Source organism: Sorangium sp. So ce1153, from assembly GCF_051521595.1.
In the GTDB taxonomy this organism is placed as follows: Bacteria; Myxococcota_A; Polyangia; order Polyangiales; family Polyangiaceae; genus Sorangium.
The window spans coordinates 11,951,186-11,966,100 of the sequence record NZ_CP150361.1 but is presented as its reverse complement, the minus strand read 5'-3'; the positions used below and the strand labels follow the sequence as shown (position 1 = coordinate 11,966,100).

The window sequence follows — 14,915 nt, the reverse complement described above, 5'->3', positions numbered from 1 at the left end:
CACCGCGGGGGGCGCATGCCGAGCTCATGAACGAGCTGCTCGGCGGCCGAGCCCCGGGACCGTGGTCCAGCTGCGTGAGCTCCGCCGGCGCCGTGGGCGTGACCACTTGACCTGGGCCGCTGCTGCCCTCCTGCGGCCATGGCTTGCGCTTGACCGATGGCTTCGGCCACGGGATAGCGCCCTGAATGCGTGACGTGCTCAGCCGGACCGAGCCCCGGAAGATCGAGCTCGACCCCGGGACGACGAGGAAGCGCGTGTCCCGCGTGATCACCGCGGGGGCCGCGGCGTTCGTGTGCGCCGCGTCGATCGGTTCAGACGCGCGCGCCGAGCTCGGCGCGGTTCACCCCGAGGTGCTCGCCGCGCACGCGGCTGTCCGCGCGGCGAGAGGTCCGGAGGTCTACGGTGCGCTGCGCGAGCTCTGGCGCACGTGGGACCGCGCGGATCCGACGCAGGTCGAGGAAGCGATCGCATCGATCGCGGAGGGCGGCGCGACCAGCGCGCCTACCCGGGTCTATGCCGAGCTCCTCTCGGCGTATGCGCGCAGGCGGCGAGGCGATCTCGACGGAGCCGTCGCGAGGGTCCAGAAGCTCGGGTTCATCGGCCGCTGGGCGACGATCGGCCCCTTCGACAACGAGAACAAGGGGGGCTTCGATCGCGCGTTCGGGCCTGAGGAGGAGCTCGATCAGCCGATCGCGACGGGCAGGACGTACGACGGCAAAGCGCGGGCAGTGCGCTGGCGCGTGCCGCCCGAGGCGCCGCAGTACGGGTGGTTCGACTTCGGCGATTTCATCCGTCCGGTGGAGGGCATCTGCGGCTACGCGACGACGTTCGTCCGAGCGAAGGTCGGGACGCGCGCGCCTCGACCTGTATCGATCTGGGTCGGAGCGGACGGCGCGTTCAAGCTGTTCTGGAACGGCGAGAAGATCCTGGCCGATCCCGGGTACCGCGAGCTCGACATCGATCGGTTCGCCACCACGGTGGCGCTGAAGCCCGGCTACAACCGCCTGACGATCAAGGTCTGCGGAGGCGCATCGGCGCCCAAGTTCGCGCTGCGCATCGGCGACGAGAGGGGGGCGCCGGATCTCGAGCTGGACGTGACCTCCGACATCGGGACGCAGGTGACGACGCCTCAAGGGGAAGCCGCCGGCGCAAAGCGCGCGAGCGAGGCGCGGGCGCAGGTGGGAGGGCCGGGCGCGCCGCGCGCGGCGCGTGGGCCCGCCATCGAGGGGCCGATGCAGGCGTTCGAGCGCGCAGCGAGCGCCGGCCGGCCTTCGCCTGCGGTCCTCGAGGCGTTCGCGCGGTACCTGATGCTCACGGGCGGCGACGCGGAGGGCGAGCACAGGGCGCGCGATCTCGCGCGCCGCTCCGCCGAGGCCGAGCCGAGCGTGCGTCGCTACCTGCTCGCCGGTCAGCTGTCGGAGGACAGAAACCAGCAGCGCGCGTGGATCGAGCGCGCCGCTGGGCTCGCGGGCCCCGGGCGCGAGGACGTGGATGTCCTGCTCTCCCAGGCGCGGCTCGCGCAGACGAGCCCGAACTGGAGGGAAGCCGCTCCGATCTACGAGCGCATCCTCGCCTCCGACCCGGACCACGTCACCGCCATCCTCGGTCTTGTCGACCTGTACGTGGAGGCGGGGCTGAAGCGCACCGCGCTCGCCACGCTGGAGCGAGCGCTCGCGCGGCAGCCGAACAGCGTCTCATTGCTCCGCGCCTCGGCGGCGCAGCTCCGCGCCCTCGGCCGCGACACGGAGGCCGCCGAGATGGAGGCGCGCTACGCGGCGCTGCGCTTCGACGACTCGAGCTTCCTGCACCAGCAGGTCGACCTCGCGGTGGCGCGCCGCGATCCGGCGGGCGCGGAGCGCTGGCTCGAGCGCTTCCTCCGCAGCGAGCCTGACTCCGTCTGGGCCCGCTCCGTCGCGGCGCGCACGTACCGCGCGCTCGGCCAGGGCGACCGAGCGCTCGCCGCCCATCAGCGCGCGCTCGCCATGGCGCCGGAGGACATCGGCACGCTGCGCGCGCTCTCGGACCTCTACGGCGAGGAGGGCAACCGAGAGGCGCAGCTGGAGATGCTCCAGCAGATCCTGGCCATCAGCCCCCAGGTGAAGGACGTGCGCGAGTACATCGAGCACATCGAGCCGCCGAAGCCGCGCGCCGACGAGGCGTACGCCTGGGCGCCCGAGCGCTTCCTCCCGATGCGGCGCAGCGCTGACCGGCAGTATCCCAAGCGCACGCTGCGCAGCCTGACCGTCACCACCGTCTTCCCGAACGGCCTCGCCAGCCGTTTCCGTCAGGTGGTGTTCCAGCCTCTCACGGACGAGGCCGCGGCGAGCGCCCGGCAGTACGCCTTCGAGTACCAGGCCGAGCGCCAGACCGTGAGCCTCCGCGCCGCCAAGGTCTACCGGGCAGACGGCAAGGTCGACGGGGCCATCGAGAGCGGTGAAGCGGGCGCGAACAACCCGGCGCTCGCGATGTACACCTCAGCGCGCACGTTCTACGTCAGCTTCCCGCGGCTCAACGCCGGCGACGTCGTGGAGCTTCGGTACCGCATCGACGACGTGAGCCCTCGCAACGAGATCGCCGATCACTTCGGCGAGATCGAGTACCTCCAGGGGGACGAGCCGATCGCCAGCAGCGAGTACGTGCTGATCACCCCCAAGGCGAAGCAGTTCCACATCTTCGCGTCCAACCTCCCGGGCCTCGTGCGCGAGACGAAGGAGGACGCCGAGCGGCGCATCTTCCGCTTCTCCGCCACCTCTGTCCCGCCGGTGGCTCCCGAGCCCGCGATGCCGGCGTGGTCCGAGCTCCTCGCGCACGTTCACGTGTCGACCTTCAAGAGCTGGGACGAGGTCGGCTCCTGGTACTGGGGCCTCGCGCGAGAGCAGTTCGACGTGGACGACGAGGTGCGCAAGCGCGTGCGCGAGATCACGAAGAACCTCTCCGACGATCTGAGCAAGGTCCGCGCGATCTACAAGTACGCGACCGAGACGCGGTACGTGGCGCTCGAGTTCGGCATCGAGGGCATCCGCCCGAGGAGGTGCGCGCAGACGCTCGCTCGCGGCTGGGGCGACTGCAAGGACAAGGCGACGCTGATCGTCACCATGCTCCGGGAGCTTGGTATCCCGGCGACGATCGTCCTCGTGCGCACCCGCATGCGAGGGGGCATCGAGCCGGAGCCCGCGAGCCTTGCCCCGTTCGACCATGCGATCGCGTATGTGCCTTCGCTCGACCTCTACCTCGACGGAACGGCGGAGCACTCGGGCTCGACCGAGCTGCCCATCATGGATCGCGGCGCGATGGCGCTTCAGGTCAACGAGGGCAAGCCGAAGCTCGTTCGCCTCCCCGAGCCTGCGCCGGAGGCCTCCGTTGTGCACCGGACCGTCGACATAGCGCTCGGCGCCGACGGTTCAGCCCAGCTCGGCGTCGACACCCAGGTGGCCGGCGCGTTCGCTCCGGAGTGGCGGACCCGCTACATGGCGGAGGGAACGCGCCGCGACCGGGCAGGCCGTGACCTCGCCGCGGACTTCGGTACGGTCGAGCTTGCTGCTGGCAAGGCGGGGGTGGAGGTGAATGACCTCGAGGACATCGAGCAACCGGTGAAGCTGCGGGCTCGGGGAAAGGCTGTCGCGCTCGCTCGCAAGGAAGGCGATAGCCTGTCGATCCCCGCGGTCCCCACGCAGCGCCTCGCGACCGAGTTCGCTTCCCTGTCCACGCGCACCCGCGACGTGATCCTCCCCGCGCTCACCACGCGCCAGGAGGAGTGGTCCATCCGCGTTCCGCAGGGCTGGCGCGTCACCAGGGCGCCGCTTCCCCAGGACCTGGACACTCCGTTCGGCAGGTTCTCCATCTCGGTCGAGCAGGCCGCGGGCAAGGTCGTCGTCCGCAGCCAGATCTCCCTCACGAAGTCGCGGATCAAGCCGTCCGAGTACATGGCCTTCCGAACGTTCTGCGAGACGGCGGACCGCGCCTTCGGCCAGCGGGTCGTGCTCGGCAAGTGAGCGAGGCCCAGCCTCTCGGCTCCGTCGCGCTGGTTCCCCCGGGTAGGTCCCACGGCAGACCTTGACAATCCAGCGCCGGATCGCCATAAAGCGCCCCCTCTACGCATCCCTGCGGCACAGAACAGCCTCTCCGGTGGTTCGGAGGGGGGCCGCCGGGAGCGTAGGCACTCGGGTCGAGGGCATCATGCCGAAGATGAAGACCAACCGCGCCGCAGCCAAGCGGTTCAAGGTGACCGGCTCTGGCCGGATCCGCCGCAGCAAGGGCGGGCTCAACCACTGCATGCAGGAGAAGAGCAAGAAGCGCCTGCGTCGTCTCCGCAAGAACGACATGGTCGATTCGGCGATGGAGAAGCGCGTCAAGCTGCTTCTTCCCTACGGCTGACCCCGGAACCCTGAGGTAAAGCTTCAATGCCGCGCGTAAAAAGAGGGTTCAAGGCCCGTCGCCGTCGTAACCGCGTCCTCAACCAGACCGAGGGCTACTTCCTCGGCAGGAAGAACCGCTTCCGTCAAGCGGTCGAGGTTCTTCGTCACGCCTGGGAGTACGGCTACATCAGCCGTAAGCTCAAGAAGCGGGATTTCCGCCGCCTCTGGATCACCCGGATCAACGCTGCCGCGCGCCTCAACGGCACGACGTACTCGCGTCTCGTCAGCGGACTCAAGAAGGCAGGCATCGCGCTCGACCGGAAGATCCTTTCGGAGATCGCGATCCACGATCCCGCGTCGTTCGGTGCTGTGGCGAAGCTCGCCTCCGCGCCTGCCGCAGCGAAGTGATACCCCCAGGGGCGGCCAGCTCGGCGCTGTTTCAGCGCCGCCATGCGTCAGGTTTGAACCTGGCCGAGGCCGCCCGGCTCGTAGCGACTCGGTAGTCGCTTGAATCCCGAATAAATTCGGGCACCTAAAGCTGCGTAAACAGTCGCGCGCCCAGGATCGGCGTTGCTGACCTGGATGCCCCCGCTGCGTCCTCGTGAGGGCGACGAGCTGATGCGAGACGTTCACATCGCGCCGTCAGCCGTTCTCCTGCGGTGAGGCGAATCGGTACCAAACAGATGCACAGTGTGCACTTCCTGCACGCCCTGAACCGCATCTTTGATGGCACCCTATGACCCTGTTGCCAGGGTGAATCTCGACCCAGCTAGCGAAGACGACCGGGCAACTCAGACAGCAGAATGTGATCTGATGTGGGATAGCGGGCCCAGCCTCAGCACCTGAGGAACCGAAGGGCATTCCTGACTGTCTTCCGCGGGCACGTTCGTGGTCGCGGTCTCCGTCAGACCTGAGCCAATGGCTGGAAATACTAAATTTCCAGGCACTATCTCGCGAAAAATAATCTTCTCCGCCTTTGGCCGTCGGGTGAGGGCTCGACATCGCCATCGGGAGGCCCAGGTTCAGGAAACATCGAAGCTCACTGAGAGAACGGCCTCAGAAGTCAGGCCCAGCCACTCCACCCGCTGGAAAGGATAAAGGAATCCCCCTGTCCGCGCGGCGAGGGCGGCCCACCAATTCGTCGGAGGCTGGCGGACTCGAGGTGCCACCAAGAAGGACAGGTTGCCGATGTTGTTGCGTCTTCGGAAGCGTACCCAGCCATGCAGTTCGGCTCGGTCGCAGCGAAACATTTCGCTCGATACGGCACGGACGGCGCCTCGCGGCCTACATACCGCACCCAGGTCGAGCTCTCAAACGGGAGAACACGGAACGCACGCCAAAAAAGGCACTGTTCTTGCTTCAGGAGTTGGGCTGCCACCGGGAGCTGGCGCAAAAGCATCACTCTGCAAGAGCAGACCCGCCTCTAGCGGGAAGAGTTCGACCGGAATCAAAAGAAAGCACCAGCGGTTGCCAGTTTCAACAGGGGCTCCTTCAGTCAGCTCCTGCTCCCTGTTTGGCACGAAATCGCCTCGCCCGCCGTCAAAAGGTGACGAGGCATTTCAATCTCGCAAGGTCAGCCGTTTAGAAGTGAACGCCGACACAAAGACCAAGATGAGCACGTCGACCGCCCGCCGTCCAGAAACTGCGCGGAGAAACGCCAAGTCCTCCGCTGTGGGTACCTCTGCGCGGCTCGCGGCATCCAAGAGCTCGCAGGGGGCCGAGACAGCATCGGCTCCCCGGCGGGCGGCATCGCAGACCACCGATTCGGGGGTCTCCGAGGTCGAAGAATTCGGGGACAGCCAGTCGCCGCGCTCGCACTTTCAAGGAGCTACCACCGTGGAGGGAGCCGCCATGAGGTCGACGAAGAGCAACGCCACTGTAGTGAAGGGCGACCCGCTCGCTCAGGGTGGGACGGCCACGCCGGAAATCGCAGCCCTCAACCTCCTGGAGGACGACCAGGCGGAGGAGACCGTCGTGCGACCCCGCCCGGCGGAGATCCTCGACGAGGATCGGGCGGCTGACTTCATCGACCTGGACCTCGGCCCGCTCGACCGGCTGCCCCAGCCTGAGCGCGCGAGGAGCCAGGATCGAGAGCTGAAGGACGTCGAGGACGGAGGGGGCGACTCGATGCTCGCCCGCTACTTCCGCGACATGGCGCTGCACCCCGTGATGGGGCCCGACGAGGAGCTCGACACCGCCCGCGCGGTAGAGCGTACCGAGATCGAGCACTGGGTCGCCTTGCTCTCGTACCTGCCTGCGGCCGAGCACATCCTCACCGCGCTCGAGGAGGATGTCGCCAAGGCCGGCGAGGATGAGGTGAAGGCTCCGCAGATCGCGGAGATGCAGAAGCTCGTCCGCTCGGCGAAGAAGCAGAAGGGGAAGCTCCTGCCCGAGCAGGAAAAGCCGTGGGCCCAGCTCTCCGAGGAGCTCGCTGCGGCGGTCCGCCTCCCGGACTCGGATCGCCTCTGGATGGCCCGCGCCTTCACCATCGCGCGCGATCTCGTTCGGGAGCCCGACTTCGAGGACGACGTGAGCGATCCCGAGGAGACCCGTCCCACGCGGCCGAGGCTCCCGATGTCGAGCTCGTACCGCCGGTATCTCGATCGGGTCGAGCGGACCTTCCAGGCGCAGCACGACGCGAAGAACCGCTTCGTGAAGGCCAACCTGCGGCTCGTCGTCTCGATCGCGCGTCGCTACAACCGCGGTCGTCTGCCGCTCATCGACCTGATCCAGGAAGGCAACATCGGGCTGATGAAAGCGGTCGAGCGCTTCGACCACAGCCGCGGCTACCGCTTCTCGACGTACGCCTCCTGGTGGATCAGGCATGCGATCAGCCGCGCGCTGGCTGACAAGGGCCGGGCGGTTCGCATCCCGGTCCACATGCTCGACACGTACAACCGCGTGGCGCGGGCGACGCAGGCGATCATCGCGCGCACCGGGCACGAGCCGACGATCGAGGAGCTCGAGAAGGAGACGGGTGTCCCGCGCGAGAAGCTCGACAAGGTGAAGGACTTCTACGCGGAGACGCCGTTCTCCCTCGACCGCCCGGTCGGCGATGAGGACGGGCGGAAGTTCATCGACTTCCTCCAGGAGGAGAACGCCCTGTCGCCGTTCGACCACCTGGCGAACAGGAAGTGGAGCGACGAGGTCCGGCGGCTCCTGACCACCCTCACGCCGATCGAATCGCGGATCATCCGCTGGCGCTTCGGCCTCGATGACGAGGACGAGCTCACGCTCAAGGAGATCGGCGACAAGTACAACCTGTCGCGCGAGCGCATCCGTCAGCTCCAGGAGCAGGCGCTCGGCAAGATCCGCAAGCAGATGCGCGACTACTGAGCGGCGCGCACAGCGATCGCGGTGATGCGGCCGCGCAGCGTCATGCTGCGCGGCCGCGCTGCTCGAGCCGCCCTGATCACGCTTCTTTCGCGGGGGCGCGCCCAAGCGAGCGGAGATCCGGTGCCTCATCGTGGGCACGACGCGCATCGCCCTGAGACCGCGCGCTCTGTCAGGGCGCGCGTGCACCCTTCCAGAGCTCGTCGGCGAGCGAGCCGACGAAGTCGTCGATGGCCCTGCGTACCGGCTCGATCTTCCCCGGGATATCGGAGGCGAGCACGGCGAAGGCGATCGGATGTCGGCCGGGTGGCGGGAGGATGTAGCCGGAGAGGGCGACGACCGAGGCGAGGGTTCCCGTCTTGGCGCGGATGGCGCGCTGCTTCGACCACCCGCGGAAGCGGCCGCGCAAGGTCCCATCCACGCCGCCGATCGCGAGCTGCGCGATGAAATCGGCGCCGAGCGCCGGATCGAGGAGCGCGGCACGGAGCAGCCGGACGATGGACTCAGGCGACGCGCGGTCGGCGTCGAACAAGCCGGAGCCGTTCTTCAAGAGGACACCCTCTTGCGAGGCGCCGAGCTCGCTGAGCGTCGCGCCGACCAGCTCCGCCGCAGCCTCCGCCGTGCCGGGTCGACCGCGCTTCTCTGCGGCGATCGTCTTGAAGATCGTCTCTGCGTAGAAGTTGTCGCTGTCCTTGCCGAGGGCAGAGAGCAGCTCGCCGAGGGGCGCCGAGCGGTGGGCGACGAGGAGCCGCTTCTGTTGCTCGCCGCCGAGCCGCACCTCACCGGAGATCTCCACGCCGACCTCCTGCAGCATCTCCTTGAGCGCATACGCCACGACGAGGCGGGGATCGTCGACGCGCCTCGCCAGGCTCACCGCGCGGCCCCCCTCCGGGATGTTGCCGCTGAGATGTGCGGCGAGGCGCTGGCCGTTCGGCTCGAGTCGGATCCCGATCTTCTCCGGCGTGCCGCGCCGAGCGGTGGTCACGTTGCCGCGGAGCACGGCGAAGCCAGGGGGGTCGATCGCGATGGACGCTGCCTGGCCTGCCTTCGACGGGCGCACCGTGAAGAGCACGGTGTTCGCGTTCAGCGACGCTGCCGCGACCGGGGCGCGAAAGGCCGCCCATTCCTCCGGCTGCTGCTCGAACGCCGGAGGCACGTAGCGCGCGTCGAAGTAGCCTTGATCCACCGCGATCGCTGCGACCTTCCGGACGCCCGTCGCGCGCAGATCGCGCGCCATCTCCCAGAGATCGCGCGTCCTGAGCGACGGGTCGCCTGAGCCTCGGAGCACGAGCTCCGCGACGGTTCCGCTCGATGCCTCCCCGTAGAGGCCGGTCAGGTAGCGGTAGCTCGGCCCGAGCAGGCGCAGCGCGGCTGCTGCCGTGAACAGTTTCGCGTTCGATGCGGGATTGTACAGGCCGCGCTCATCGAAAGCGGCGAGCGGCGCTCCGCTGGCGACGTCGAGCGCGAGCACGCCGACTCGCCCCCCCAGGCGTCGTACGTCGGCGGTGAGCTTCTCGAGCGACTCTCGAGTGCGGCCTGGGTCAATTTTTTGAGGGTGAGGCGCGGCGAGGGGCGACGGAGGCGCGGCCGGGCCCCCGGGCGCTTCCTGCGTCGGTCTCGCGGTGCTGGCCGCGCGCTCTGCGGCACCCTGGCTGCCGTCGCTCGGCTGCGAGCCGCCCGGGCGGGCGAGGGTCGACGAGAGCAGGAGCGCGATCACGGAGACGGTCCGGCGGGTGAGTCGAGGCATGACGGCTCTCCGGCTGTACAATGTCTCCGCCGCGGGCGCCTCCTCCGGTCGACCGTTCGGCGCAGCCCGGCAGTTCGGACGCGTGGTCGGGGTTGTCCTCGCAAAGGAGAGCTTGCTAGGGTGCGCGCAGGCACTTCTTCACGCTCTGTTCGAAGGGAGGACACCGTGTCCCAGCAGCACTCGACCCGCGCGCTCTTGCCGCTCATTCTTCTCGCGGCGTCAGCATGCGCGGGCGCCAAGCCCAAGCAGGCAGGGGAAGACTACAACTTCGATCAGGCGTACTCGGGCGAGGGCGCGCCCGCCGAGACGGACAGCTCCGACAGCGAGGCGAGCGCGTCGCAGGACAGCGGCGGCGGCCTCAACGCCGATCAGAAGAAGCAGATGGAGATCGCGCTGCGGCGCGGGGGGGACAAGGCGTCGAACTGCGCCGAGGTCGTGCCGAACGCGCCGACCGGCGAGGGAGAGGTCAAGGTCGTCTTCGACGGCCAGAAGGGGCGCGTGATCGACGTGCTGGTTGGACCACCCTTCGCAGGAACGCCTGCCGAAGCCTGCGTCAAGCGCGCCTTCGTCGGGGAGATCGTGCTGCCGTTCGAGGGCGAGCCGCTCGAGGTCCCCTACACCGTGAAGCTGCCGGCCAAGAAGGCCGGATCCGCGTCTTCCAGCGCGAAGACTCCATGAAGAGCGCCGTCCTCGCCCTCGCGGCTGCGCTCGTTTTGACCGCTGCTACCGCCAACGCAGAGGAGCCGCCGGCACCTGCACGGCACCCGCCGTCGTCGGTGCGCGCGAAGCTCATCTTCGGCGGGGTGGCGGTGACGGCGGTCGCCTACGGCGCGGCGTTCCTCGCCGCGTCGTCGTGGCCCGAGGTGCCCGGGTCGAGCGAGCTGAAGATCCCGATCGCCGGCCCCTGGCTCGCGCTCGCGAAGAACGGCTGCGCCGCTGACGATCCCGACTGCGGGGCGAAGCTGTACGTGCGCGGCGCGCTCACCGTCATCGGTGGGCTCGCGCAGCTCGCTGGCCTCGGCCTCGTCGGCGAGGGCATCTTCATGACCACGGAGGCGCCCTCGGCGCGACCCCTGAGCACCCCGGCCCTGACGGTGCGGGCGGCTCCGGTCATCACCGCGACGGGGATGGGGATCGGCGTCGTCGGCACCTTTTGATCGGCCAGGGAACCACGGGCACCACGGCACGGCGCGCTGGCGCCGCTCACCGACGGCGCCACGGCGATGGAGCGGGGCCGCGGACGGGCTTGCCAGCTATCCGTCCGATGCGCTCGATCATGAGCTCCACGGTGGCACCGTACGGCACGTGCTGGTCAGCGATCCCGCCGGAGACCCGGCCTGCTCCCACCACGTCGCCTGCGCGCAGCTCGACCTGGTTGCTGATGTACGCGATGGATTCGGCCAACGAGAAGGTCCACTCGCCGACGCGTGAACACGCGCGCGCCTCGGCGTCGACGCGGGCCTGGGTCCGCAGCGCCTCGACCGGGCCCAGCTCGTCAGGCGTGACGAGCACCGGGCCGAGCTGCGTGGCGAAGTCCTTCGCCTCCGAGGGGGGCAGCCCGCGCGCCAGCAACCGCGCCTCGATGCTGCGCGCCGTCCAGTCGTTCAGCACGGCGTAGCCCGCGATCGCGCGCTCCACTTCGTCCGGGGTGGCGCGCCGCAGATCCTCGCAGAGGAGCGCCGCCAGGTTCAGCTCGTAGGCAGGCTCGTCCTCGAGCGGCGGAAAGGGGATCGCCGCCGCGTGTCCGAGCAGCGCGCGGCTGTTGCCGAAGCGGTACCAGGGGCGATCGGCGTCGTGCGCATAGGGGCCGAGCTGGATGTACGCGGCGCGATCGGTGGCGCAGGGCGGCAGCCACAGGATGCTGTCGGGGTGCAGCTGCGCCGAGGAGGGACGATCCCCGCTGAGCAGCCGGTCATCCAGCGCGTGAAGACCGGCACAACGAAGGGCCACGACGCGCGTGTGAAAATCCGACACGCCGGGGATGTCAGCGAGCTTCGTTCCGAAGTGGCGCTCGAGCTCCGCGACGTCGTAGAGCGCGCCGTCGCGTTCCAGCGCGACGATCGGGGTAGACGTCGCGAGCTGGAAAACGTGGGCGATTCTCATGGCACGGCCGGGTCGAGGCGCCGGCGGAGCGTACCACCCCGGGTCGCCGAAGCTCTCAGGGCGACGGGGATCCCCGCGGTGGCGGTCCCGCCGACGGCGCCTGCTCCCGCGGCGCGCAGCCCGGGCCGGGAGATCGGATTACCCTTTGCATTGACGCGCCTGGAGAGCGGCCTAGAATGCCGGCGGATTCAGAGCGGCATCACGTCGCGCAGGCTTGCCGCGGGCCCTTCTGGTTGTAGATGGGCTCGTACGGCAGGTCCGGTTCTGTTGCCGGTGCGGGATCCCTCCTCGCGGGGGGTCCTCCGGCTTCGGTCCTGTTGACGGGGCCGTGCGGCTTGTAAGCCGGGCAAGGCATTTGCCGTGGACAGCCGAACCTCGGCGGGCTCACCCCTTGAGCGCCGATCGAGGAACTGGTTACAGGCGCGCACACGGCGCAGCGGAGCGATGGGTCATGAGCAAGCGGACCAAATTCGTCTTCGTCACAGGCGGAGTCGTATCGTCGATCGGCAAGGGACTGGCTGCGGCCTCGATCGGGGCCCTGATGGAGTCCCGTGGGTTGAAAGTTACCCACCTCAAGCTGGACCCGTACATCAATGTCGATCCCGGCACGATGTCGCCGTACCAGCACGGCGAGGTCTTCGTCACGGACGACGGCGCGGAGACCGATCTCGATCTCGGGCACTACGAGCGCTTCACGCTCGCCCGGATGACGAGGCAGAACAACTTCACGACCGGCCGCGTGTACGAGGCGGTCATCTCGAAGGAGCGCCGCGGCGAGTACCTCGGGGCGACGGTGCAGGTGATCCCGCACGTCACGGACGAGATCAAGCTGCGCATCCGTTCTGCAGCGGACGGCGCTGACGTGGCCATCGTCGAGGTCGGCGGCACCGTGGGCGACATCGAGTCGCTCCCGTTCATCGAGGCGATCCGGCAGCTCAAGGTGGAGTCGGGCGCGCAGAACGCGATCTCGGTGCACGTCACGCTCGTGCCGTTCATCGCGACGGCGGGCGAGCTGAAGACGAAGCCGACCCAGCACTCGGTGAAGGAGATGCGCGAGATCGGCATCCAGCCGGACATCCTCCTCTGTCGCTGCGACCGACCGCTCCCGCGCAGCATGAAGGAGAAGATCTCGCTCTTCTCGAACGTCGCCGTCGACTGCGTGATCGCGGCCGTGGACGTCGACTGCATCTACGAGCTCCCGCTGGTCCTCCACGCGGAGGGGATCGACGAGAAGATCACGGAGCTGCTCAACATCTGGGCGAGGCAGCCGGACCTGTCGGCCTGGCAGCGCATCGTCGAGCGGTTCAAGAAGCCGTCTCGCGGCACCGTGAAGATCGGCGTCGTCGGCAAATACGTACACCTGCGCGACGCATACAAGTCGCTCCACGAGGCGCTCGTCCATGGCGGGCTCCACAACGACGTGCGGGTCGAGCTCGAGTACATCGACTCCGAGCAGATCGAGGCGCGCGGTGCGGCCGAGCTGCTGTCGAACCTCGACGCGATCCTCGTGCCCGGCGGCTTCGGCGACCGCGGCACCGAGGGGAAGATCGAGGCCATCCGCTACGCGCGCGAGGAGAAGATCCCGTTCTTCGGGATCTGCCTGGGCATGCAGCTCGCGGTCGTCGAGTACGCGCGGCATGTCTGCGGCATGACGGGGGCGAACTCTGTCGAGTTCGATCGCAACGCCGCCTACCCGGTGATCGACCTGATGCCCGATCAGAAGGGCGTCGTCGAGAAGGGCGGCACGATGCGCCTCGGCGCGTACCCGTGCGTGCTGGACAAGGGCTCGGTCGCCGCGGAGGCGTACGGGCAGACGAGCATCAGCGAGCGGCACCGGCATCGGTACGAGGTCGCCAACAGGTACCGCGAGGCGATGACGCAGAAGGGGCTCGTGCTCTCCGGGACGTCGCCGGACCAGCGGCTCGTCGAGATGATCGAGCTGCGCGACCATCCGTACTTCGTGGGCTGTCAGTTCCACCCCGAGTTCAAGAGCCGGCCCCATAATGCGCACCCGCTCTTCGCGCGGTTCGTGCGCGCCGGCCTGGAGCGGCAGCGCGAGCGCAACAAGGCAGAGAAGCCGAAGCCCGGCGACTCCGCCGCCGCGCATACCCAGCAAGCTGCCTCTTCCGTCAACTAGCGTCCCGCGCGAGGAGCGTCTGCGCCAGAGATCCTGAGCGACTCTGGCCAGCGCCGCCCCGGCCGCGAGATGTGCGTGGTGCGGTCGCTGGTCGCGGAGCGGCCTGCTGCTAGCTCCTGCGGACGAAAGCTGCCCTGCGCAGCCTCCGTCCGTGATCATGGAGGTCGGAAACGTCGCGGGCGTCCGTCAGACGTCGCCGAGGCTCGGCCGGCCGAGGGGCGGGGCGTCCAGCGGCTCGACGGGCGTGGCCTGGGGGGCGAGGAGCGGCGAACGCTCGCCGACCTCCTTCAGCAGGTTCCGCTGCAGGACGTGCGCCGGCGCGATCCGGAGATCCCAGATCAGGCCGAGCTTCTCCATCCCGCGCAGGATGTAGAAGCTGACGTCGATCTCCCACCAGAAGAAGCCCTGGTTCGCGCTGCTCATGTAGTGGTGGTGGTTGTTGTGCCAGCCCTCGCCGAGGGTGATGAGCGCGAGCCAGAAGTTGTTGCGGCTCGTGTCGGTCGTCGCGTAGCGCCGCGATCCAAATACGTGCGCGAGGGAGTTGATCGTGAAGGTCCCGTGCATGAGCGCGCACGTCGAGACGACGTAACCCCAGAGGAACGCGTCGTAGCCGCCCACGGCGAAGAGCAGCGCGATCAGGCCGAGCGGCCCGACCGCGTGGTAGCGGTCCAGCCAGCGGAGCTCAGGGAACCCGGCGAAGTCCGGGATGCGCTTCAGGTCGAGCTCCTCGTGCTCGCGGCCGAGCCACCAGCCCATGTGCGCGTACCAGAAACCCCTGCGGAGCGGGCTGTGAACGTCGCGCTCCGTGTCCGAGTACTTGTGATGGACGCGGTGCGTTCCCCCCCACCACAGCGGGCCCTTCTGGGTCGCCGTCGTCCCGAGCAACGCGAGCAAGAACTGGAGGCCGCGGCTCGTCTTGTAGCTCCGGTGCGAGAAATATCGGTGGTAGACCGCCGTGATCGCGAACATCCGGATGAAGTACGTGGCCACAGCGAGCGCCGCGAGCTTCCAGGTGGCGCCCCGGAGGATTGCGACCACGGTGCCAACGTGGATCGCGGTGATCCCCAGCACGTTGAAGAGCTGACCGAAGCTCGGGCCATGCTTCGGTACGACGACTCGTGTAGGGCTCGATGCAGGGGGTTGCGTCATGGTTTCCAAGATGGATGGAGCATCGGGCATGCCCGTCACTGGGGTTCACGACGCCGGTCACGATTCCGTCATGCAACGCAGCGCCCGGCGC

At 68.6% G+C, this 14,915-nt stretch carries 10 protein-coding genes; 7 read left to right on the top strand and 3 right to left on the bottom strand.

The window, feature by feature from the left end:
- The first annotated feature begins 185 nt into the window (after positions 1–185).
- The 4 genes from WME85_RS43455 (at position 186) to WME85_RS43440 (ending at position 7,691) form a co-directional block, all read left to right on the top strand.
- A complete protein-coding gene (locus tag WME85_RS43455) occupies positions 186–3,992 on the top strand; it encodes a DUF3857 domain-containing protein (RefSeq protein ID WP_437830104.1) in 3,807 nt (1,268 codons plus the stop codon).
- A 184-nt stretch (positions 3,993–4,176) separates the two neighbouring features.
- A complete protein-coding gene (rpmI, locus tag WME85_RS43450; protein ID WP_012239854.1) occupies positions 4,177–4,374 on the top strand; it encodes a 50S ribosomal protein L35 in 198 nt (65 codons plus the stop codon).
- A 26-nt stretch (positions 4,375–4,400) separates the two neighbouring features.
- Entirely contained in the window at positions 4,401–4,763 is a 363-nt protein-coding gene (gene rplT / locus WME85_RS43445) for a 50S ribosomal protein L20 (RefSeq protein ID WP_436620638.1), read from the top strand.
- A 1,443-nt stretch (positions 4,764–6,206) separates the two neighbouring features.
- Positions 6,207–7,691 (top strand): sigma-70 family RNA polymerase sigma factor, encoded by a 1,485-nt coding sequence (locus WME85_RS43440; RefSeq protein ID WP_437830103.1) that lies wholly within the window; start codon positions 6,207–6,209, stop codon positions 7,689–7,691.
- A gap of 169 nt (positions 7,692–7,860) precedes the next feature.
- Here WME85_RS43440 and dacB read toward each other — a convergent pair whose 3' ends face one another.
- A complete protein-coding gene (gene dacB / locus WME85_RS43435; RefSeq protein WP_437830102.1) occupies positions 7,861–9,435 on the bottom strand; it encodes a D-alanyl-D-alanine carboxypeptidase/D-alanyl-D-alanine endopeptidase in 1,575 nt (524 codons plus the stop codon).
- A gap of 165 nt (positions 9,436–9,600) precedes the next feature.
- Here dacB and WME85_RS43430 point away from each other — a divergent pair, with 165 nt between their 5' ends.
- Both WME85_RS43430 and WME85_RS43425 read left to right on the top strand, forming a co-directional pair.
- Positions 9,601–10,113, top strand: coding sequence for a hypothetical protein (locus WME85_RS43430; RefSeq protein ID WP_437830101.1), 513 nt, complete (start codon positions 9,601–9,603; stop codon positions 10,111–10,113).
- Entirely contained in the window at positions 10,110–10,592 is a 483-nt protein-coding gene (locus WME85_RS43425) for a hypothetical protein (protein WP_437830100.1), read from the top strand. Before WME85_RS43430 ends, WME85_RS43425 begins: the two co-directional genes overlap by 4 nt.
- Positions 10,593–10,638: 46 nt before the next feature.
- On the opposite strand, the gene WME85_RS43420 is transcribed toward WME85_RS43425, so the two are convergent.
- Positions 10,639–11,538, bottom strand: a complete 900-nt coding sequence (locus tag WME85_RS43420; protein WP_437830099.1) for a fumarylacetoacetate hydrolase family protein — start codon at positions 11,536–11,538, stop codon at positions 10,639–10,641.
- A gap of 451 nt (positions 11,539–11,989) precedes the next feature.
- On the opposite strand from WME85_RS43420, the gene WME85_RS43415 reads away from it, so the two are divergent.
- The gene (locus tag WME85_RS43415) at positions 11,990–13,675 is read left to right on the top strand and encodes a CTP synthase (RefSeq protein ID WP_437304946.1); all 1,686 of its coding nucleotides are present in this window, start codon (positions 11,990–11,992) and stop codon (positions 13,673–13,675) included.
- 186 nt (positions 13,676–13,861) lie between these two features.
- Here the strand turns inward: WME85_RS43415 and WME85_RS43410 are convergent, their stop codons facing one another.
- Positions 13,862–14,824, bottom strand: a complete 963-nt coding sequence (locus WME85_RS43410) for an acyl-CoA desaturase (protein WP_437830098.1) — start codon at positions 14,822–14,824, stop codon at positions 13,862–13,864.
- Positions 14,825–14,915: the final 91 nt, after the last annotated feature.